General features: G+C 53.4%; 18 protein-coding genes. 16 read left to right on the forward strand and 2 right to left on the reverse strand.

The features are described 5' to 3' along the window. The first annotated feature begins 35 nt into the window (after positions 1 to 35). The 15 genes from NOC_RS04150 (at position 36) to ggt (ending at position 14684) form a co-directional block, all read left to right on the forward strand. Positions 36 to 812 (forward strand): prepilin-type N-terminal cleavage/methylation domain-containing protein, encoded by a 777-nt coding sequence (locus NOC_RS04150; RefSeq protein WP_002814265.1) that lies wholly within the window; start codon positions 36 to 38, stop codon positions 810 to 812. Positions 813 to 816: 4 nt separating this feature from the next. Beyond that, entirely contained in the window at positions 817 to 1701 is an 885-nt protein-coding gene (locus tag NOC_RS04155) for a general secretion pathway protein GspK (protein ID WP_002813385.1), read from the forward strand. Positions 1702 to 1984: 283 nt separating this feature from the next. After that, the gene (locus NOC_RS04160) at positions 1985 to 3106 is read left to right on the forward strand and encodes a PilN domain-containing protein (RefSeq protein WP_002812921.1); all 1122 of its coding nucleotides are present in this window, start codon (positions 1985 to 1987) and stop codon (positions 3104 to 3106) included. After that, positions 3103 to 3708 carry a type II secretion system protein GspM gene (gspM, locus tag NOC_RS04165; RefSeq protein ID WP_002813702.1) on the forward strand — a complete coding sequence of 202 codons (606 nt, stop codon included), beginning with the start codon at positions 3103 to 3105 and terminating at the stop codon, positions 3706 to 3708. Before NOC_RS04160 ends, gspM begins: the two co-directional genes overlap by 4 nt. Continuing rightward, entirely contained in the window at positions 3689 to 4285 is a 597-nt protein-coding gene (locus NOC_RS04170; protein ID WP_002811918.1) for a pilus assembly protein PilZ, read from the forward strand. Before gspM ends, NOC_RS04170 begins: the two co-directional genes overlap by 20 nt. 173 nt (positions 4286 to 4458) lie before the next feature. After that, complete coding sequence (gene gspD / locus NOC_RS04175; RefSeq protein WP_002812803.1) at positions 4459 to 6960, forward strand: type II secretion system secretin GspD; 2502 nt, start codon at positions 4459 to 4461, stop codon at positions 6958 to 6960. Between the two features lie 68 nt (positions 6961 to 7028). Continuing rightward, positions 7029 to 7592: a Uma2 family endonuclease gene (locus NOC_RS04180; protein WP_002813694.1), complete on the forward strand. Its 564-nt coding sequence runs from the start codon at positions 7029 to 7031 to the stop codon at positions 7590 to 7592. A 555-nt stretch (positions 7593 to 8147) separates the two neighbouring features. After that, a complete protein-coding gene (locus NOC_RS04190; protein WP_244860048.1) occupies positions 8148 to 8591 on the forward strand; it encodes a hypothetical protein in 444 nt (147 codons plus the stop codon). 146 nt (positions 8592 to 8737) lie between these two features. After that, complete coding sequence (locus tag NOC_RS18335) at positions 8738 to 8860, forward strand: hypothetical protein (RefSeq protein WP_280513605.1); 123 nt, start codon at positions 8738 to 8740, stop codon at positions 8858 to 8860. Continuing rightward, the gene (locus tag NOC_RS04195; RefSeq protein ID WP_244860050.1) at positions 8820 to 9575 is read left to right on the forward strand and encodes a hypothetical protein; all 756 of its coding nucleotides are present in this window, start codon (positions 8820 to 8822) and stop codon (positions 9573 to 9575) included. Before NOC_RS18335 ends, NOC_RS04195 begins: the two co-directional genes overlap by 41 nt. Positions 9576 to 9861: 286 nt before the next feature. Continuing rightward, positions 9862 to 10488 carry a hypothetical protein gene (locus tag NOC_RS04200; RefSeq protein ID WP_002809947.1) on the forward strand — a complete coding sequence of 209 codons (627 nt, stop codon included), beginning with the start codon at positions 9862 to 9864 and terminating at the stop codon, positions 10486 to 10488. Between the two features lie 312 nt (positions 10489 to 10800). Further along, positions 10801 to 11244 carry a DUF29 domain-containing protein gene (locus NOC_RS04205; protein WP_002808666.1) on the forward strand — a complete coding sequence of 148 codons (444 nt, stop codon included), beginning with the start codon at positions 10801 to 10803 and terminating at the stop codon, positions 11242 to 11244. 140 nt (positions 11245 to 11384) lie between these two features. After that, entirely contained in the window at positions 11385 to 12299 is a 915-nt protein-coding gene (locus NOC_RS04210; protein WP_002811580.1) for a peptidylprolyl isomerase, read from the forward strand. 120 nt (positions 12300 to 12419) lie between these two features. Further along, positions 12420 to 12947 carry an REP-associated tyrosine transposase gene (locus NOC_RS04215; RefSeq protein WP_002811771.1) on the forward strand — a complete coding sequence of 176 codons (528 nt, stop codon included), beginning with the start codon at positions 12420 to 12422 and terminating at the stop codon, positions 12945 to 12947. A 63-nt stretch (positions 12948 to 13010) separates the two neighbouring features. Next, on the forward strand, positions 13011 to 14684 hold the full coding sequence (gene ggt, locus NOC_RS04220; RefSeq protein ID WP_002809637.1) for a gamma-glutamyltransferase: 1674 nt from the start codon (positions 13011 to 13013) through the stop codon (positions 14682 to 14684). Positions 14685 to 14718: 34 nt separating this feature from the next. Here the strand turns inward: ggt and ppc are convergent, their stop codons facing one another. Then, the gene (gene ppc / locus NOC_RS04225) at positions 14719 to 17592 is read right to left on the reverse strand and encodes a phosphoenolpyruvate carboxylase (RefSeq protein ID WP_011330475.1); all 2874 of its coding nucleotides are present in this window, start codon (positions 17590 to 17592) and stop codon (positions 14719 to 14721) included. A 38-nt stretch (positions 17593 to 17630) separates the two neighbouring features. Next, positions 17631 to 19106 carry a glycogen synthase GlgA gene (gene glgA / locus NOC_RS04230; RefSeq protein WP_002811391.1) on the reverse strand — a complete coding sequence of 492 codons (1476 nt, stop codon included), beginning with the start codon at positions 19104 to 19106 and terminating at the stop codon, positions 17631 to 17633. A 404-nt stretch (positions 19107 to 19510) separates the two neighbouring features. On the opposite strand from glgA, the gene zwf reads away from it, so the two are divergent. Next, positions 19511 to 20983 carry a glucose-6-phosphate dehydrogenase gene (zwf, locus tag NOC_RS04235; RefSeq protein WP_002811073.1) on the forward strand — a complete coding sequence of 491 codons (1473 nt, stop codon included), beginning with the start codon at positions 19511 to 19513 and terminating at the stop codon, positions 20981 to 20983. The last annotated feature ends 10 nt before the right edge of the window (positions 20984 to 20993 follow it).

The raw sequence follows: 20993 nt of genomic DNA on the forward strand, positions 1-20993 counted from the left end.
ATTATATTAACCTTTATATTAGGCGGAGTCATAGCATGTGCGCGGCGTTCCTCAAAGAATCTCCTTCCAGGGCGGTTTTATCCCGGCTTCGGCCGGAGCGTGGGATATTGCGCCACCGTCAGGGATTCACATTGGTGGAGCTGTTGATTGCCATGACTTTGGTGGGGATGATTTTGGTCATTCTGTTCAGTGCTCTGCGGCTGTCGACCCGAAGCTGGGAAGCTACCGAGAAAAGGCTGGCGGCGGTAGAGAAAGTAAGAGCCATAGAAGGTTTGTTCCGGCGTCAGATTCGGGAGCAGAAATTGCTTTTCTACAGCGATCCTGAACGGGGCCAAGTCGCGACTTTTGCGGGTACCCCAAACACCATGCAATTTGTGGCGCCTCTCCTAACCCGCTTAGGTCTTGGTGGGCTTTATTGGATAATTTTTGAGGTTATTCAGGAGGGCGGCGAGTCTCGCCTGGTCATGCGTTGGTGGCCTTATCGGCCAGCGGGACAACAAGAAGTGGAGGAGCGAGAGGAGGAGGTATTGCTGAAAGCTGTAGAAACAGCCACCTTTTCCTATTTTGGCCGGGAGGTCGGGGGAACAATTCCTGAGTGGCGTGGGCACTGGGAAAATCCCCAGGAGCCACCCCAATTGGTTCGTGTGGAAGTCCATACCCAGAACGGGGCGTGGCCCGAGCTGGTGGTGCCTATTCGGACGGAGCCCTCCGAGGGCGGAATAGGAGGTGGCCTGGGGATGGGCGGACACCCCGCGATTGATTTTGGTTCTGACTCTTCGTTTCCTGGCGATGCTCAGCCTATCCCGGAGTAAACCCATGTGTAGGGAACATGGAATTGCCCTGATTATGGTGTTGTGGATGCTGACCTTGTTAGCTATTATCGCTGGCAGTTTTACTTACACCTTACGCATTGAATCCACCCTGGCCGTTAATGTGGTGGGGCGGGCGAAGGCCCGGGCTCTGGCGGAGGCGGGTATTGCCTATGCCGCTCTGGATATGCTTCGTCCTCTCCCCTTGCGCCGTTTTCCTCCTAATGGTGTCCCTTATCCGTGGAAATTTGGCACGGAAACCGTCATGATTTCTGTTCGGGATGTGGCCGGTTTGATTGATCTGAATACTGCCAGCCGGGAGTTGTTAGGCGGATTACTGATGGCGGCGGGCGTGCCCGCGGATGGGCAGAACCGCTTGCTGGATGCCATCGAGGATTGGCGTGATCCGGATGATATTCCTCTTGTGGAGGGGGCGGAAGATAAGGATTACCTTGCCGCGGGATTACCCTATGGCGCCAAGGACGGCCCTTTTGATGACGTTACGGAATTGCAGCAAGTTTTAGGGATTTCGTCGGCCTTGTATCAGCGCATGGCGCCGTCATTAACGGTTTATTCAGGGCAACCGGGGATCGATCCCACGGTAGCGCCAAGAGAAGTGCTGCTAGCGATACCAGGGGTAGATCTCCAATTAATTGAATCTTATCTTGAGGAACGAAGGGTGACGGCGGTCAGGGGAGACATACCGCCGCCATTGCCGCCTATTGGCGGGGGATATTTGGCCCAGGCGAGCGGTTTGGCGTATAGTGTGCGCGCTGAAGCTAAACCAAAAGAAGGAGGCGCCGCCGTTATAGAAGCGGTGATTGCTCTCGGTTCCGGTGCGGGAGGTTTTATCCCTAATTCGTCCATACTCCAATGGCGGGAAAACCTATAACTATCCTGATATTGAGATCGGTTTCAAGTGCGAGCATCCCCTGCCGAATATACTCAGAACAGAATGTTTTTCCTGGCGGTATAACGATGCCAGAGGCCACTATGCAGGAACATATTTCAATAAGAATTTTGGCAAGAACAGGGCTGGTTTCGTGCGGTTCAACCGCTCCCGTGAAGCGGAAAATAGTGTTGTATGCACGAAGAGTCTAAAGATCTGCTTGCCTGCTTTGTTTTTATCAGCAAGCGCTTTTAAAAAAGGAAGCCATGGGTAAGGATATATCCCGATGAGCGCCACCAAGCGCCAGGCAAAGCACCAAGGGAAAGGCACTCAGATCTTTTCTAAAGAGATAGTGTCGTCTCTGAATATTAGTAGTTTCCTCGATTGGTGGGGACAAGGATTACTAGGTTGCCTCCCCCGGCGGGTGCGACAGTGGTTTTGGCGCGAGACCACGAGCGTGGTGCTGGAGCCCCAGGGAAGTGGTGTGCGGGTTCAGCGGGAGCGAGGCGAATCCAAGGAAAATCTCGGCTTTTACGAGGGTGCGGCCCAGTGGGATAAAATCCTTGGGGAGGAGGATACGGTCCTGGTATTCCGCCTGCCACCAAGGCAGGTACTGTCCAAGTCTCTGGTGCTGCCTAGCGCGGCGGAAGAGAATTTACGCCAAGTGTTGGCCTTTGAAATGGAACGCCACACGCCTTTTACCGCCAATCAAGTTTACTACGATTTTGCAATCAGGGAACGTAATTTGGCCGCGCGTCGGATAACCGTCAGCTTGATTGTCGTGCCCCGGCGTATCCTGGACGAGTGGCTGGAGCGGTTATCCCACTGGGGACTCCAGCCTGCTGTGGTCGATGTGGCAGGTGCAGATAGGGGACAAACTAATCTGTTGCCAGAAGAAAAACGCACCTCTAAAGTCAGGCCCTTGCCGCGCCTTAATATGGGGCTCGGTTTGGTGCTACTTCTCCTGGTGGCAGGGGCTATCCTGCTGCCCCTATGGCAAGCACGCACGGTAGTGATTGAGCTGATGCCCCAGGTTGCAGCCGCCCAGCAAAAGGCGGAATCCGTGATGGCTATTCGCCAGCAACTGGAGAAAGTGGTCGAGGCTTCGGCATTTTTAGGGAAGGAAAAACAGGAATACCCCTCAGCGGTTGAACTTCTCTATGAGCTTACCCGTATTCTGCCGGATAATGTGTGGCTTCAGCAGCTTACTTTTTCAAGAGGGAAAGCGGAACTGGATATCCGGGGGGAAGCCGCTGAGGCCTCGGCCCTTATTGCCTTATTAGAGGTCTCTCCTTATTTTCAGAGCGTTCAATTCCGTTCCCCCGTCACCACCAACGCCAGGACGGGGCGAGACCGCTTCCATATTACCGCCCAGATCCCTAAGTTGGAGGGACTGCCTTTGCCATGAACCTTCATTTGTCGGAGAAAGGGCATTGCGCCGCAGCTGTGGGATTATTATTGTTGGTTTTATTGATGGCTTATTTTGTTTTGATTCAGCCCGTCATTGCCAAGCATGGGTTTTATCATGAAAATATCGCTTCCATGCAACAGCGGCTTGCAAGATACAACCAGATTATCGCTAGCAGGCCGACCCTGGAAGCCAGACTAAAGCAATTGCAGCGAAAGCAAGCCGCCAATGCCTATTATTTGGAGCAACAGTCTGCTCCCCTGGCGGCTACTGAGCTGCGCCGGCGGGTTAAGGCGGTGGTGGAGTCCAGTGGGGGCGTGCTCACTAGCACGCAAAGCTTACCGGTGGTTGAAAATGAACTTTTTCCAAAGGTCGGAATTAGGGTTCGAATGACCGGCGATACCGAAATTTTGCAGAAAGTTTTATATGATTTGGAAGCTTCCCGGCCCCTGTTATTCGTGGATGATCTTCAGGTCCGTAGCCGCCAGATCCGGCGCCGCAGCCGCCATGATCGGCGTACCATCATTGAAGAGACCCAGTTAACGATTAGTTTCGAGCTCTACGGCTATATGCGGGGGAATAGTGCGGTCAGCGGCGCCTAATCACCGGGCGTTGGCATTCTTGCTCGCTGGATTATGTCTCTTGGTGGTGGTGGTGATTGCCCTGGAGGCCAGGTATCCCTTCCAACTTGAGCAGGAAGAGAGAATCGCTCCTGCCAATCCAAATTTGGCGGATCTGGTGCCTACCCAGGAGCGGGGTGAGGAAATCGCCCTGCCCCCTTTGGGTAACTACGAAGAAATCGTAGCCCGCCCCCTTTTCCGGCCTAGTCGGCGTCCCCCCGATCCTGAGAAAGCCGCGGCTGAGGAAGCCCGGAAGAAAGCCATGGAAGAAGCCGAGCGGCTAAAAAGCCATGTCAAGGATCTTTTTATCTTGAGTGGAGTAGTCGTGACGGCCGAAAAAACCGTGGCGTTGCTACAGGATATTAAAAATAATAAAAGCCTGCGGGTGAGTGAAGGGGAAAAACTGGAAGGTTGGAAAGTGCAGCAAATTTTCCCCAACCGGGTGCTGTTCAGGGACGATGGCCGCTCGGAAACTTTGGAACTCATTCGGAATTTTGAGTCAACAGAGCGAAAGCCCCCGCGCCGGAGACGGGCGGTGCGGCGCTCAAACCATCGATGAGATGGGCGGATAAGTCCGGTGGTTTGCTGCGGTCATAAAAAAAGCATAGGCGGTGAGCTTACATTTTAAACTAGGGAAGGTTCCCATCAATACAATAGAGACGAATTGTCAGCGGAGAAGATAGAAAGCTCGTCTGCCACAGCGCGGGAAAATAGTTACTTAGGGGGATTAAGTTGCGGGAACAGAAAAAAAGCGGACAGCCCACATGGGCCTGGTGGATCATCCTTTTAGGGGCGGGTGTTCTGGTTGCTTGCGCGACTCAGCCATCTGGCTCCGGGTCGGCTAATGAGCCTTCCCCCGCTGCCATTTCTGCCTCGGAAGATGCTCCGTCTGTGGCCAAAAGCGCCAAGATCGAAGCAACGCCAGCCGCCGAAGAGGAAGAGGTGAAGCCGGAGAGTGATGAAGTCTATCCGGGAAGTAATCATTTCATTAACCGCGAGGCGGCGAGCAAGCCCCGGACTTTCCAGGTGCGGGAAGGTGCTATTCTCCTCAACTTTGAGAATACTGATATCCGCGAGGTGGTCAAAACCATACTGGGCGATATTTTGGAGGAAAATTACGTCATTGATAGAGCGGTGCAGGGAACGGTAACCGTCCAGACTGGCCGCCCTCTGCCCAAGGACGCCTTAATGCCGACTCTGGAAACGCTGCTGCGGCTAAACAATGCAGCCTTAATCCAGGCCGAGGGATTGAATAAAATAGTGCCCCTCAATCAGGCTGTTCAAGGCAACCTCTCGCCCCGCCTAAGCAGAGCGAAATCTACTGTGGGCTACGACGTGCGGATCATGCCCCTGGACTATATTGGGGCTGGAGAGATGGAGAAGATTCTTGAGCCTTTTGTCCCCAAAGATGGGTTAGTCCGGGTCGATCCCGCCCGGAATTTGCTTATCCTGGCCGGCACGGCAAAAGAGTTGGACCAATGGCAGGAGACCATCGATATCTTTGATGTCAATTGGCTAGAGGGGATGTCCGTTGGTCTCTATCGGCTAGAGTATACGGATGCCGAGCTGCTGGTAAATGAATTAAATATAGTGATGGGGCCCGAGGCAACAACCCCCTTGGCGGGTATGTTCCGTTTTATACCCATTGAACGTCTCAACGGGATTTTAGTGGTCACCTCCCAGTCCCAGTATCTGAAGGAAGCCAAAACCTGGATAGAGCGGCTGGACCAGGGAGAAGATACGGAGAGCGAACGGCTTTATGTCTATCCGGTTCAGCACGGCCGGGCGGATCATCTAGCGGCTTTGCTGCAATCCGCCTTTGGGCTGGAAGGCGGGGGTGGGATTTCCTCGGCCCGGGTGGCGCCGGGCCAGCAGGCAGTGGGATTGTTCTCATCTTCCCGGGGAGGCAGCGGGGGGTTTGGGTCATCCCGGGGTGGCGGCTTTGGCGGCGGGGGTTTCGGGTCATCCCGGGGTGGTGGGGGGTTTGGTGGCGGCACCCTGGGCTCATCACGGGGCGGCGTTGGTTCCTCCCAGATGGGCGGGTTGAGGGGATTCAAGGCGTCTCGGGGGGCAGCTCCTGACGCTTCTCAGGAGGAAGAGCTGCGGGCGTTTCAGGCGAGTACCGAAAACGCGACTGAATCCCCCCAGGCATCTGGCTCCGCGGCCGGGGGTATTAAGTTTACGCTTCCTGGCGCTAAGGATGATGAGGATAAGAAACCCGAGGTGCGGGTTATCCCCGACGTGGAAAATAATACCTTACTGATTTCCGCCCCTCCGCCTGTTTACGAAAAAATACTGGTAGCCCTCCATCAGTTGGATATTCCTCCCCGCCAGGTGCTAGTGGAGGCTACCATTGCAGAAGTGACCCTCACGGATGATCTGCAATATGGGGTCCGCTGGTTTTTCGAGAACACGGGAGTTAAGGACTACCTTGGCAGGGGTGCTTTGACAGCAGCGATCCCGGGAACGTCAACCTTTACCTATGGGTTGTTCGATGCTGCGGGCGCGGCGCGTATTGTGCTCGATACTTTGTCTAGTCAAACCAAGGTAAAGGTGCTCTCCTCGCCCCAATTGCTGGTTCTGGATAACCAAACGGCGGAAATACGAGTAGGGGACCAGATCCCTATACAAACAGGTTCAACCATTGGTATAGGAGGTAATTCAACCACCCGAATACAGTTCCGGGATACGGGCGTATTGCTGACCGTTACCCCCCGGGTTAATGCGGGTGGCCGGGTCACCATGGAACTTACCCAGGAAGTGACCGATGTGGGGGGTACTAAGTTGCCTACCAGCGCCGCTCCCTCGGGCGACGGCGATGATGATAATAATAATCAAACGGTAGGCAACAATCCGACTTTCTTGCAACGAAGTTTCCGGAGTGTGGTGACGGTGCAAAGCGGCGATACTATTGTGCTGGGGGGCTTGATCCGGGACAATGAGCGGTTTTCTGACAGCGGCTTGCCATTTCTTCATAAATTGCCCCTCATCGGCCCTCTTTTCGGCGCTACGGCAAAAAGCAAGTCGCGCACCGAGCTGATTGTGTTGATGACTCCCCGGGTGGTACGTAATCAATACGAAGCCCGCCTGGTGACCGAGGAGTTCCGCGAGAAGCTGAGGAATGCCTCGGACGTGGCGGAGGAAATGGGAGGGATCGCCCCTATAGCTATTCCCCGAAAGGAAAATAAGGAAAAACCGTCGCCTTCTGCCGACAAAAATGACGTGAAACCTTGATTTTTCTTTGCGGAAAAAAACTGAAGGGGTGATAATGATCACCCATCTGACAGACAGGCAGGATTGCAATGCAGGTTCATAAACGACATGCTTTTACCGCTTGGGAGTACCATCAGATGGCTGCGGTCGGTATCCTCCGGGAAGACGACCGGGTAGAATTGTGGGATGGGGAAATTCTGGAGATGAGTCCTATTGGGAGCCGTCATGCGGCCACGGTGGATCGCCTTACGGCTTGGCTGAGTCGGGAACTGGGAGGGCGGGCGATTGTCCGGGTCCAAAGCCCCATAGGGCTTTCCCGCTATTCGGAACCCCAGCCCGATTTGGTTCTGCTCAAGCCACGCCCGGATTTCTACGCCAGCGCCCATCCGGGTCCGGGAGATGTGTGGCTGCTCTTGGAAGTGGCGGAAAGCTCCCTAGAGTATGATCGGGATTTCAAGTTGCCCCGCTATGCCGAAGCCGGTATTGTAGAGAGTTGGATCGTGGATCTTCCAGGGCAGCGGCTTTGGGTTTACCAACAGCCTGTGGGAAGAAATTATCAATCTATGCGGGAATATGAACCTAGCGATAGCCTTAGTCCCCAGGCGTTTCCTTCGGCTTCCTTGGCCCTTCGAGAGATCTTGGAATGTGGCTGAGTGGGGAGGAATGTAAATGGCATGAATAGTGCTTATTAATTATCTGGTAGCCATCAATCATTTGATTTTGTTGTTCTAGTGCAACATTTTGTGTTTTTTGTTTCATTTTAACAAAAAAAGCTTACAATTGAGTATTGAAGTTGCTTGCTAAGGGAGTTATCCTCTGCTAGGCGAAAGTTAGCGTTCAGGATAAAAAGTGACTTCTAACTCTTTGGAATTAAACATAGATGTTGAATGACTCCCTCGCAATTGTGCGAAGTGAAACGGCGCATCAAGCGCGAGGGCCAAGATTGTTTGCGTTTCGCCATGAATTCGCGCTAGCATGCGCTTGTTCACGGAACCTAGGGTGGGGAGCACCCGAAGTGAAAGCGCGAGGAGCAGCAAACCAACGGAGGCCAAGGAAACCCCTTCGCCGACGGCTGCGAGGAACCGCGAATTCTCCAGGCGGATGAAGTTTTGTAGGCACAAAACTGCTACCAGTCATGGCGAAACTCCAAGTATCCAAGTTAGATGATAAAAGGAAAAACTACAATAACAGAGGGAGCGTTTAAGTTCTTGCAAGTTTTATTTTATTGGACTGGCGGATTTTCCCGCTCCAGTCGAAATACCGGGTTAACGCTGTTTTTTCTTACGTGGGTGATCGCCGGATTAGGTGGTTGTAGTTCACCTCCCCCTGAAGAGGTGGTAGGGCAGCGGGCCGTTGAACGCTGGCAGGCCCTTGCCCAGAGGGATATGGAGAAAGCCTATAGTTATCTGAGTCCGGGGTACCGAGCGGTGAACTCGCTGGAACTTTACCAGGCCCGTATCGGCGATAAGGTCCAATGGAAGGGAGCCACGGTGAAGAAGATTGCCTGCGCTGATAACACCTGTGATGTCACGCTTACCCTCCGCTACCGCTATGCCACCCCGCCCACGGGTAGTCACTACGAAGGAGAAAGACCCATTAAGGAAAAATGGACCCAGACGGAAGATCAGTGGTGGCTGCTGCCAGAAGATTAAATCAAAGGCTGCAGGGTTTTATTGATTTTATGGGGAGAATTTTGAAAAATCAATTGCTTTAGGCAAAGTATTAAGCTAATTTCTTAAGTTCCGATATCAGTCCTGTTCGGTGCTATTTGACACTAAATATAGAAAAGGAGAATGCGATGAGAAAAACGAAATTGGCCACGGCCGTTTCGCTGGCAATTGCCGGTTCCGCCGGTATGCTGAACACCGCCCAGGCGGTGAATGTCAACCCCGATGGCTTGGGAGAAGTGTTGCTTTTTTGACCCTGATTTTGGTTTCCCTTTCCACACTGATCCAGGAACCTTACTGCCCGGTCTTCAAACTGCGGATACCGTTAGCACTGTTTTTGTGTCCCAGCAGGGGGCCACCAATGTACCCACGGTAGTAAACTCAACTTGGGTTAATGGGCTTGATGCCACCAGTTCAGTGCTGATGCATAATGCGGTCATGAACTATTTTGTGACCAATGAGTCCATTGGCGCGGGCACCGACTGGGTCATCACCTTCCCCACCAAGCGTTTCCATATCCAGACTGCAATCCCTACCCCTCCGTTTACCGAAACTTTCACGGCGGATGGCGCCTGTGAGCCGGTGGGGCTGGCCATTTGGAACCGGGAAGAGCGAGCCCAGACAGGGGGGCTGGACTTTTCGCCCCAGCCGCCGGGAGGCAATGCCCTGTGCTGGGAAACTAATGTCATTACCTTTAACAATAGTAGTGTCTTGGGTTCCGCGTTAGAGTTGAATGTGGATACCTCCTCGGTGGGACCTGATGGTTGGATGCGACTTTCCTTTGTTAATAGTATTGATGATGACCATCAACTAGCCAGCCTTGAAGGCAATACCTTTTTCGGCTTGCCGGCGATTGGCTTCGCCACCCAGGAATATGTTAATGGGGTGGATCAGGCGGGTGTGCTGATTAACTATGGGGGTATGTTTGACCATGCCTTTAGCCGGCAGATTTCAGGCTCGGGAACTTAATCCTAGCAGCCTAGCTGCGTTTTTGTTGCTGTTTTAACGAAAAATGGGCGGGCCGGTCAGGTCCGCCCATTTTTTTATGGAGTCTTGGGTCATGAAAAGTGAGAGATTGGCTAGGGTTTTCGCCTTAAGGAAATGCTACCATAGCCGCTAACCTGGGCTAGTAGGAGATCACCATGCCGGTCCCATGGTTCATATGGGATGATAAAATCATCCGGCAAGAGATGTACGGTTTTTGAGACAATGAGGGCGATAAATTGAGATTGCCCGTTATCATGGAGATGATAAGATGAAAAGTCGCTATTTTTTAGCTCTGGCGGCCTTGGTAGCGGCCCAGAGCAGCAGTGGGTTTACCGTGATTCTGGATGGGGACGAATACCGAGGCGTCAATAATATTGAAATTGTGGCGGATGAATCTTCCCCGACCCCACCAACTCCACCCACAGAGCCGGTTGATCCGCCTTTCACCCCGGACCCGGACCCTAATACGCCGCCTGTTCCCAATGACTGTCCCGTTCCTGCGGGATTAACGGTGTTGGAGGAAAACATACCTAAAGTCCTTACTACTTTTAAAATCAGACGGAATCAAGCTGTTGCCCTGGCTTTTGATGAGCAGCATTTCCGTCACGGCCGGGGACAGATACAGTTTACAGAGAATACTCAAGGCCCTAGTCCTGTTAAATGGGCGGTAATTAGCAGTTGTCCAGGGGACTTTACGGTGGTACCGGGTTGTAGTAAGGAAGCCTTGACTGATCGGATTTTGGTGGATTTCACCGGGCGGTTCAAGGGGAATCCCAAGGTTTGCAGCCTGGAGCCAGGCGAAACCTATTATTTCAATATCCGCCATTTTGATATGACAATTGGGCGAGATTCTTGCCCGAAGGGTAAGACCTGCGCCTTGTATGTCCGGCCCTAGTCTCTGGAAAAAACGGGGTAAGTAGAGAGTTTCTTTCACTCCTTGTCCCTGTTGTCAACAACCTGCCCCAAGTATTTGGGGCAGGTTTTTTTATGCACAAGTTTTTTAGAGCCGTAGGGCGGGAAAGCGGAGCGCATCCCGCCATGAATAGAATTTGATTTCGGCGGGATGCGCTGCGCTTTCCCGCCCTACAACGCTTTCTCTACCGACTATAGCAGGTTAAAATATAAATAATTCCAGGCTGGCAGAGGAAGAAGTCCTATTCCAGTCCTTGATAACTATTTTCCTCTGATATTCCCACGGCGGTTTATTATGACTCACCCTAACGAAGACTATTACGCTTGGACGCAAGAGACCATCGAGAAGCTACGCCAAGGGAGATTGAATGAAGTGAACACGGAGGTTTTGATTGAGGAACTGGAGGACATGGGCAGAAGCGAGCGTAGGGGGATTGAAAGCCGTTTAAGTGTGCTGCTAATGCACCTGCTCAAGTGGCGGTATCAGCCGGATAGGCGAGGCCATAGTGGGCGGGCAACGATTAAAGAGCAGCGGTTACGGGTAACACGCCTCTTGAAAGATAATCCAAGCCTTCAGTCTCAATTCTCAACAATCAACGCGGAAGCTTATGAAAGCGCCGTGCTTAGAGCAGTAGCAGAAACCAATAAGCCTGAAACCACCTTCCCTAGCACCTTCGAGCAAACAGGCTGGCCCTTGGAACAAGTGCTAGACAGGGATTTTTATCCCAATAATGTTTAGCTAAAAATCTCTGAGCAATAAAGTGAGTAGGGCGGGAAAGCGTAGCGCATCCCGCCATGAAGGGCTGCCACTTGGGTTTAGCAGTAAAATGAGGCATTATGAAATTGAATAAAAGCTAACAACCAAGGGTGATAATGTCTATGCAGGTTGGATTTAAAAGTGGAATCACATCAATCCTAATTTTGTCCGCACTGGTGGCTTTCAGCGCAAGGGCGGCGGAGCCAGAGGAAGAGGTACTGATTCAGTATAAGGATGTGGTGGTGACACCGGCGGATTTTCAAGCGGAGTTGGAAACGATACCGGAACAATACCGGGCCAATGTGGCCGCCAGCGGGGAGCGTATTCACCAATTACTGGACAAAATATTCGTCTACCGGGTGCTGGCCAGGGAAGCCCAGGAACAGGGTCTGGACCAAAACCCTGAAGTCCAACAGGAACTCAAGCTGGAGAAGGAAGAAATTCTAGGCAAGGCCCGCCTCCGGCAGTTGCGACAGCAAGCCCTGGCGGACAATCCGGATTTCGAGACCCTGGCTCGGGAGCGTTATCAGGCTAACCCGGAAAAATACCAGCAGCCGGAGCGAGTAAAAGTCTCCCACATTCTAATCAAGACCGAAGAGCGTTCCGAGGAAGAAGCCAAGAAACTGGCGGAGAAAGTCCGCCAACTAGCCCTCACGGAAGAAAAGCCCTTTTCGGAATTGGCCCTTGAGTATTCGGAAGACCCTTCTCTTGAAAAAAATAAAGGGGATTTAGGATTTATCGTTAAGGGCGTGACCACCAAGCCCTTTGAGGAGGCCGCCTTTGCCCTGGAACAACCGGGAGAGATTAGCCCGGTCGTGAAAAGCCGGTTTGGATTTCATATTATCCGCCTGGAGGAACGGCAAGCCCCAAAAACGAAATCTTTTGAAGAGGTTAAGGAAAGATTGGTGGAGAAAATTAGAGAAACCCACTTGAACCAGGTGGTGCAAACTCATCTCAATCAAATCCGCAATGCCGAAGGCATCCAGATGAATCGGGAAGCCTGGCAAAAGCTGAAGCCAACACCTTCCGCCCATTAAATTCTCAATCCGTAGGGCGGGAAAGCGTTAGCGCATCCCGCCTTTAAGGTTATTCCATGGATAAGTAACGGAGTCCGTGCCGCCTTTCGCCACCTTGCGCAATTTAATTATACTGCTCCTATGCCTCGATATCTCCGCGCTTGCGTTCCCGGCGGGACTTTCTTCTTTACCGTGGCCTTGCTGGAGCGGCAAAGCCACCTGCTGACTGAGCATATCGACGATTTACGCCTTGCCTTCGCCGATGCGCGTCGGCGTCGGCCTTTTACCATCGAGGCTATTGTTATCCTGCCCGATCATCTCCATTGCCTCTGGACGCTTCCCCCTGGCGATAGTGATTTTTCGGTGCGCTGGCACGATATCAAAGCCCGTTTCTCCGCCCGGATTCCTCCAGGCGAGAGGCTTTCGGCACGCCGCCTGAAAAAGAGCGAACGGGGCATCTGGCAGCGACGATTTTGGGAGCACGTCATCCGCGATGAGCGAGATTTCTGGCTTCATGGGGATTACATTCATTATAACCCGGTTAAGCATGGCCATACGGAAAAAGCCGCCGATTGGCCCTATTCCAGTTTCCAGCGTTTTGTGCAACGGGGTTTTTATCCGTTGAATTGGGCGGCAAGCGAGAAAGTATGTGATTTGACCATGGAATGACCTTGATGGCGGGATGCGCTTCGCTTTCCCGCCCTACGCAAAATTATCTGGAGTTAGTTGATAATGACGATTTACTTCCGTATTGCGCTGTTTGTCTGGCTGATTTTTGGGGGCGGTTTGGGGCTTGCCCGGGAGGGCCCGCCGGCGGCGGCAATTGCCAGCGCCCATCCCCTGGCTACCCAGGCAGGCCATGAGGTGCTGGCGGCGGGAGGGAATGCCTTTGATGCGGCTGTGGCGGTCAGCGCAGCCCTGGCGGTGGTGGAGCCCTATAGTTCGGGATTGGGTGGAGGTGGCTTTTGGTTGCTTCATCTTGCCAAGGAGGGCACCGATGTCATGCTTGACGGCCGGGAGCGGGCGCCCTTGGCGGCAACCGCCCGGATGTATCTGGATGAAACCGGCGCATTGATTCAGGGGGCCTCCATCGATGGACCCCTAGCGGCGGCCATCCCTGGCCAGCCGGCGGCTTTGGCCCATTTGGCGGAGCATTATGGCCGTTTATCCCTTGCTAAAACCTTGGCGCCGGCCATGGGTTATGCTCGGGAAGGATTTGAGGTAGATAAGCCTTACCGCCGCCGGGCGGCTTTTCGACTCCCGGTGCTTAAACGCTGGCCCGCCGCCGGTCAGGTATTCCTGGCCGATGGAAAAGTCCCCGTCCTGGGGGCGCGGATTAAGCAACCGGCTTTGGCGGCGACCCTGGAAGCCCTTGCCCAACGGGGCGCGGCGGGTTTTTACCAGGGGCCGGTGGCGGAAGCCCTGGTGGCGGGGGTGCGAGCCGCGGGCGGAATCTGGAGTCGGGAAGATTTGGCTCAATATCAAGTGGTGGAAAGAGCGCCGGTGCGGGGCCAGTACCGGGGCTTTAAAATTATCTCCGCTAGCCCGCCTTCCTCGGGGGGCATTGCCTTATTAACGATGCTGAATATTCTGGCCGAGGAGGATCTTTCCACCCTGCCGGCCGCTACTCGCACCCATCTGATTATCGAGGCCATGCGCCGGGCTTACCGGGACCGGGCGCAGTATCTGGGCGATCCGGATTTTGTGGATGTTCCTGTGCAAAGGTTGACTCATCCCTATTATGGCGCTGGCCTGCGGGCCGGTATTCGCCTGGATCGGGCCACGTCCAGTGCTGATCTTCCCGGTATTCAGAGTCAAGATAGTGGACCCCATACGACGCATTTTTCTGTTATCGACCGGGAAGGAAATCGGGTTGCCGCCACGCTCAGTATCAATTACCCTTTCGGCTCGGGTTTCATGCCGCCCGGCACGGGAGTTCTGCTCAATGATGAGATGGACGACTTTGCGGCCGCACCTGGCGTGCCTAATGTCTATGGCCTGATTGGCAGCCAGGCGAATGCCATAGCGCCGGGGAAAAGGCCCTTATCGAGCATGACTCCCACCTTCGTGGAGAACGAACAGGGGGTGTTGGTATTGGGAACGCCAGGGGGGAGCCGTATTATCACCATGGTGTTACTCGGAGTTCTGGAGCACGTGGCGGGGGCGGATTTAACCCACCTGGTTTCCCAGCCTCGCTTTCACCATCAGTATTTTCCTGATGAGGTGGAATATGAACCCCAGGCTTTTGCTGGAGAGCTTGTCAAAGACTTGCAAGCTCTGGGGCATTCCCTGTCGCCCCGTGAACGGCCCTGGGGGAATATGCAGGCGGTATTTTGGGACCGGGCGCGGAAGCGGGTTAAGGCGGCCAGTGATCCGCGGGGTGTGGGAGAGGCGGTGGTCCGCTGAGAAGTAGTAGCGGGACCACCGGACCGGTTTAAAATCAGCCCGTATTGCGCATCCCAGCCGCGATGGCATTGATAGAACGGAGCAGAGGATCAAGCCATGCTTCCCGCTCCTCGGGAGTGATTCGTGGATCGCGGGTGCGTTTAAGAAGAGTGAGTTGGATATGATTGAGGGGGTCCAGGTAGGGGTCCCGGCGTTGCAAGGACAGAGCCAGGGGAGGGTTCTCCTCCAGCAGGGTGTGGGCCCCCACGATATGGAGCACCTGGGTGACCGTGCGTTGGTACTCCGCGCTGAGCAGGGCAAAGATTTTCTGTCCCGTTTCTGGATCTAGGCACAAGCCGGCATATTGCTGAGCGATATGCAACTCGGCCTTGGCCAGGGACATTTGGGTATTGCTGAGCAGGGCACGGAAATAGGGCCACTCTTCATACATGGTTTGGAGTTTTGCGAGCCGATCGGGCGCGCCAGCCCGCCATTTTTCCAAGGCGCTGCCGATACCATACCAGGCGGGAAAAGTATGCCGGGCCTGGGCCCAGCCAAAGACCCAGGGGATAGCCCGGACTGAGTTCTTGGAACGATCTCCTTTTTTCCGGTGGGGGGGGCGGGAGCCAATGTTCAACAGACCAATTTCATTGACCGGGGTGGCTTCATAGAAATAATCTTGAAAGCCGGACGTTTGTTCCGTGAATTCCCGGTAAGTCTGCTCCCCTGTTTCCACTAAAGAGTCTATGATACCGAGATAATCACGCTTTTCTTCCTGGGGAGGTTGGACGAGGCAGGTGCTGGCCTTAATCAGGCCACTGATACCCATGTTGAGTTCATAAATCGCGGTCTCGGGGTTACTGTAGCGGGAGGAGAGGACTTCTCCCTGTTCCGTGAACTTGATTTGACCGTGGACAGTCCCCTGGGGTTGGGACAGGATAGCGTCAAAAGTTGGGCCACCGCCCCGGCCAATGGTCCCGCCCCGGCCATGGAAGATACGACAATCCACCCCCCGGCTATCGGTGAGCCCGGTTACCTTTTTCTGGGCGTCATACAGTTTCCAGGAGGAAGCCAGGATACCGCCGTCCTTGCAGGAATCTGAGTAGCCAATCATGACTTCTTGCTGGTTGCCGGCGGCCTGTAGTAAGGCTCGATAGCTGGGATCATCAAGCAGGGCGGTCATGACCGGCTCGATATGCTCTAAATCCTCGATGGTTTCAAACAGGGGAGAGATTTGCAGACCACAATGCCATTGACCCCGCCGACGTCCAGCGAGGCCAGCAAGATAGCCTAGATACATGACCTCCATGACATGACTGGCGGCATGGGTCATGGAAATCACATAATGACCGAAAACTCGGGGGCTGACCTCTTGGCGCATTTGCGCCATGACGTGAAAGAGATCCAGTGTTTCCCGGGTAGCGGGGGTAAGCCGCTCCCGCTGGATGGTGGTTTCTTCTTCGCGGGCGAGTTGTTCGGAAAGGAGCCCTAGCCGTTCAGTTTCGGAAAGATCGAGATAGCTGGGATGCAGGTCGAGGTGTTTGACTAATTCCGCTACTGCTTCCGTATGACGGCCTGATTCCTGGCGAACATCCAGTTTGAGGAGGTAAAAGCCAAAACTTTCTACTAGGCGAATCAGATCTTGCAATTCCCCTGCGGCAATGTTGCCGTCACCATGGCTGCTCAGGCTGTCGCGAAGGAGGCAGAGATCCTCAAGAAATTTTTCCTCGGAAGGATAACCGACGCCTTGAGGGGGGGTGGGCTGGATTTCTGGCAGGAGATATCGTTCCACGGCCCGTAAGTTATCCATCAGGCGGTAGCGCATCAGGTAGAGTTTGCGCCGGTAAGGTTCGCGGCTAAAGCGGTCGGGATCGCCTCGAAAGGTCTCCGGGCAATCGCTCAAATCTTGGTTAATGCTTTCAGTCAGGGCCGTTGAGGGCCTGATGAGAGGAATGGAATGGGTGAGAATGCGCGTTAATTTAGTAATGCAGGCGATATAATGCTGTAGGGCCATCCGCATTTGCAGCCGTACGGCCATGGCGGTGACTTCCGGCGTGACATTGGGGTTGCCATCCCGGTCTCCGCCAATCCAGGAGCCAAAGTGTAAAAAGCTGGGGACCCGGAGAGTGGTGCTCTCGGGCAGCATGTCGCCATAGACTTTGTTGATGGCTTCTTCTAGTTGGCGATAGGTTTCGGGTACGGCCTGGAACAAGCTAACTTTGAAATAAAATAGGCCGTTGATGATTTCGTCCTGGACCTGGGGCCGGTGGGCGCGAACTTCATCGGTTTTCCACAGGACCTGGATTTGCCGTTCTAATTGGCGGTGGAGGGTTTCTTCCTCCCGCTGACTGAGGCGCGTCTCGTCCAGAAGTTTACTGGCAAGGAAGATTTTGCGGAGATGTTCCATCACCGTGCGGCGCTTGGCTTCGGTGGGATGGGCGGTAATGACGGGAATATAAGCTAGATTATCCAGCATAATCTGGAGTTGCTCGGGACTAATTCCGCTCTTCCGGAGTTCTCGTAGAGTCTCTTCGAAGGAGCCTCGCCAAAGAGGTCCGCCTGCATCGATGCGGCGTTGCCGTTGCCGGTGCTGGTAAGCTTCTTCGGCAATATTGGCGAGGCTAAAGTAGATGCTAAAGGCCCGCACGACCTGGGTGATCTTCTCCACATTCAGCGTGTCGATAAGGCGCAGCAACTGGATTCGCTTGTCAGAATTTTCTTTTTTGCGCAGGTTAATATAGCCCTTGCGCAAGGCCTCGACAGCGGCGAATACTTTTTCCCCGGACTGGTTTTGGATGACCTGGCCTAGGAGATTGCCAAATAGTTTGACGCGGGCGCGCAGTTCCTTATCCCGCCAGGGAGTGGTATTCCCTGTCTGATCTTGGAGCGCGGGGTTGGTTTCAGGAGTTTGTGGCTTCATAGATGTCATTATAACCTGCCTAGCTGGGTGTCGGGCACCTGATTTGGTTAGAGGACGTTATTTTTGCAACTGAATTCCTGGGAAACGAGCTGCTGATAAAGGTCAAAATAGGCTTTAGCGCTAGTCTGCCAGCTAAAATTCTGCGCCATGCCAGTAAGGGCGAGCCGGCGCCATTGACGGCTCTGGGCATAGCAAGCCAGGGCCCGCTGGATTGCGGTCAGCAGGGCAGAGGGAGAGGATTCCGTGAAGGTAAATCCGGTGGCGAGTTCTTGCCGGAGATTTTTTTCGGTGGCATCTACGATAGTATCGGAGAGGCCACCGGTGCGGCGCGCAATGGGTACCGTACCGTAGCGTAAGGCATAAAGCTGGGTTAGACCGCAGGGTTCAAAGCGGGAAGGCATGAGAAAAATGTCGGCGCCGGCCTGAACGCCATGGGCGAGCCGTTCATCATAACTGATGGACACCCCTATTTGGTTTGGGTAGCGGGAGGCAAGTTGTTGCAGGGCATTTTGATGACGCTCCTCCCCCTCGCCCAGGAAAACCACTTGAATTTTTTCAGCAAGCAGCTTCGGGAGAGCGCCGAGGATAAGGTCAATCCCTTTTTGTTCCACCAATCGCCCTACAAAGCCCAGTACGGGGAGGGTGTCGTCTTCGGGGAGACCATAGCGGCGCTGCAGTGCCAACTTGTTGCTCGCCTTATGAGACCAACAGGTTTGATCGTAGCGTTTTTCGATAAAGGGATCGTGGCGGGGGTCCCAACGTTGGTAATCCGCCCCATTGAGAATGCCGGTCAGGCGTTTCGAGCGCCCGCGAAGCACCCCGTCCAGGCCGCAGCCAAATTCCGGAGTAAGAATTTCCTTGGCATAGGTGGGACTGACGGTGGTGAGCCAATCAGCAAATACCAAGCCTCCTTTAATGAAAGAAATTTGGTTATAAAACTCCAAAGCAGCGGGTGACCACCATGCGGAAGGTAATTCCAAGGCGTCGAACTGTTGCCGGGAAAATACTCCCTGGTAGGCAAGGTTATGAATGGTGAACAGGGTAGCAGGACGGCTTCTAAGGGGGGCAAGGAATGGAGGAATCAATCCGGTTTGCCAATCGTTGCAATGGATGAGATCAGGCTGCCAGTCAAACTCTGGACTGTTTGCCAAGGTGGCAACAGCCCGGCAGAAAGTGGTAAAACGCGCCGCGTTATCCGGCCAATCTTGGCCCTGCTCGTTGAGATAGGGGTTGCCTGGACGGTCAAAATGAGCGGGGCTGTCTACCAGCCAGACCGGGTTGGGTCCCTCAAGCAGTTGGCCTTTTAAAATACGCACGGGCTCTAGCGCGGCGGGCAGCCGTAAACGGGCGACTTCTTTTAAGTTTTTAAGATGGGTTTTACAGGCGGGGTAGGCGGGTAGGATAATACCTGCTTCTAGTCCTAAACGGGCGAGCTCTATAGGTAAAATACCCGCAACATCACCTAAACCGCCAGTTTTGATGAGTGGATGCGCTTCGCTGGTGGCAAACAGGATTTTATACACTTTAAGCGCTCAAAAAATCAGAAAATTTATTAGGCGATAAAACGTAGATCATTAATTTTAAAATAATTATTTTTGCTTTTTTAAAGCTTAGCAAGCTAAGAAACTAAGCTAGGCACGGCAAGCTCCTACCCCTAAAGGAGAAAGCCAAGATTGTTAGAGCTTAACCTTAATAAAAGCTTACTAATATACCAATGTTTAATTTTATAGGCTAGGCTAACAAGGGGCTCAGTTTTGAGTAGTGATGTTGCCCCGACCATAAGGTTTGAATATAAATAAATATTATGGTTGCTTTTAAGCGGGATTTATACTTTTGTGGTGGACATGGAAAAATTTTAACTTTCATTTAGTGCTCTCATCAGGTTAGAGATTCTCCGTGGCTGCTGGGTTTCCTAGGTGAGGTGGATATGGTCGAATCATGTACTTTTGTAATTTTCGGTGCTACCGGCAACCTGAGTCGCAATAAGCTACTGCCCGCCCTCTATCATTTGGAGTTGGCACAACGGCTGCCTGATAAAATGGCGATTGTGGGCCTTGGGCGCCGGGACTGGAATAATGAGCATTGGCGCCAGTGGGTGGCTGAGGATATCGGGCCCAAGGCAAGAGGGGGTCTGGATGAAGCGATTTTAGCCCGTTTCCAGCAGCGGTTGCATTATTTTCAGGGAGATTTTGGAGAGTCGGAAACCTACCAGCGTCTTAAAGACTACCTAGAGAAGGAAACTCAGAATTTCCCCTCCAATAGCGTGTTCTATCTGTCTATTCGTCCGGCAGAGTTTAGCGTGGTGTCGGATAATCTCGGGGCGGTGGGCCTCAATTCGGAGCAAGAGGGGTGGCGGCGGTTAGTGGTGGAAAAGCCCTTTGGCTACGATCTAGAAAGCGCCGAGAGGCTAGAATCCCGTTTGCACCGGTATTTTGCGGAGTCCCAAATTTTCCGTATCGACCATTATTTGGGTAAGGGGACAGTGCAAAATGTGTTTGTATTCCGCTTTGCTAATTTGATGCTCGAACCCCTATGGAATCGTAATTATATTGATCATATTCAAATTACCCATGCGGAAACCCGGGGGCTGGAGGGACGGGCAGGATATTATGAGGGGACCGGCGCCCTGCGGGATATGATCCAAAGCCATCTGCTGCAAATGCTTGCCCTCGTGGCCATGGAACCTCCCCCTAACATGGACCCGGAGTCCCTGCGGGATGAGAAAGTCAAGGTATTGAAATCAATCCGCCCCATTCCGGCCCGTGCTGTTAACGCCCATGCTTTTCGTGCCCAATACGCCTCCGGCATTATCAACGATAAAAAAGTGCCTGGCTATTTGACCGAGGAAGGAGTCGCCGAAGACAGTACGACGGCAACGTATGTGGCCCTTAAGCTTTATATTGATAACTGGCGCTGGCGTCATATACCCTTCTATTTGCGCACGGGTAAACGGATGGCCACGACCACCTCTCAAATTTCGATCCGCTTCAAGCGGGTTCCCCAGCAGTTATTTCGGCACACTCCCATCCAGCGTATCGAGCCTAATTGGCTTTTATTGGGCATTCAGCCCGATGAATGCATGCGGATTGAGCTGCATGTCAAAAAACCGGGGCTGGAAATGGATACGGAGATCACCACCCTGGATGCTGCTTTTTGCCGGCAGGGAGAGATGAAATTGGATGCCTATGAAGCCTTGCTTTTGGATGTTGTGGAGGGAGATAATTCCCTATTTTTGCGCTATGATGAAGTGCGCTGGGCCTGGCGGGTGGTGGACCCCATACTTAAAGTATGGGCCAGTGAGCGGGATTTTATCCATAGCTATGGAGCCGGTAGTTGGGGGCCTCCGGAAACCTCCCGTCTATTTGACCGTGAGGATCAGCATTGGCGTAATACTCTTTAAAAATAAAGGC

Source organism: Nitrosococcus oceani ATCC 19707, from assembly GCF_000012805.1.
In the GTDB taxonomy this organism is placed as follows: domain Bacteria; phylum Pseudomonadota; class Gammaproteobacteria; order Nitrosococcales; family Nitrosococcaceae; genus Nitrosococcus; species Nitrosococcus oceani.

Coding starts and splice junctions, on each gene's coding strand:
- NOC_RS04150 (WP_002814265.1), top strand. CDS start 36: ATGTGCGCGGCGTTCCTCAAAGAATCTCCTTCCAGGGCGGTTTTATCC.
- NOC_RS04155 (WP_002813385.1), top strand. CDS start 817: ATGTGTAGGGAACATGGAATTGCCCTGATTATGGTGTTGTGGATGCTG.
- NOC_RS04160 (WP_002812921.1), top strand. CDS start 1,985: ATGAGCGCCACCAAGCGCCAGGCAAAGCACCAAGGGAAAGGCACTCAG.
- gspM (WP_002813702.1), top strand. CDS start 3,103: ATGAACCTTCATTTGTCGGAGAAAGGGCATTGCGCCGCAGCTGTGGGA.
- NOC_RS04180 (WP_002813694.1), top strand. CDS start 7,029: ATGCAGGTTCATAAACGACATGCTTTTACCGCTTGGGAGTACCATCAG.
- NOC_RS18335 (WP_280513605.1), top strand. CDS start 8,738: ATGAGAAAAACGAAATTGGCCACGGCCGTTTCGCTGGCAATTGCCGGT.
- NOC_RS04195 (WP_244860050.1), top strand. CDS start 8,820: ATGTCAACCCCGATGGCTTGGGAGAAGTGTTGCTTTTTTGACCCTGAT.
- NOC_RS04200 (WP_002809947.1), top strand. CDS start 9,862: ATGAAAAGTCGCTATTTTTTAGCTCTGGCGGCCTTGGTAGCGGCCCAG.
- NOC_RS04205 (WP_002808666.1), top strand. CDS start 10,801: ATGACTCACCCTAACGAAGACTATTACGCTTGGACGCAAGAGACCATC.
- NOC_RS04210 (WP_002811580.1), top strand. CDS start 11,385: ATGCAGGTTGGATTTAAAAGTGGAATCACATCAATCCTAATTTTGTCC.
- NOC_RS04215 (WP_002811771.1), top strand. CDS start 12,420: ATGCCTCGATATCTCCGCGCTTGCGTTCCCGGCGGGACTTTCTTCTTT.
- ggt (WP_002809637.1), top strand. CDS start 13,011: ATGACGATTTACTTCCGTATTGCGCTGTTTGTCTGGCTGATTTTTGGG.
- ppc (WP_011330475.1), bottom strand. CDS start 17,592: ATGACATCTATGAAGCCACAAACTCCTGAAACCAACCCCGCGCTCCAA.
- zwf (WP_002811073.1), top strand. CDS start 19,511: ATGGTCGAATCATGTACTTTTGTAATTTTCGGTGCTACCGGCAACCTG.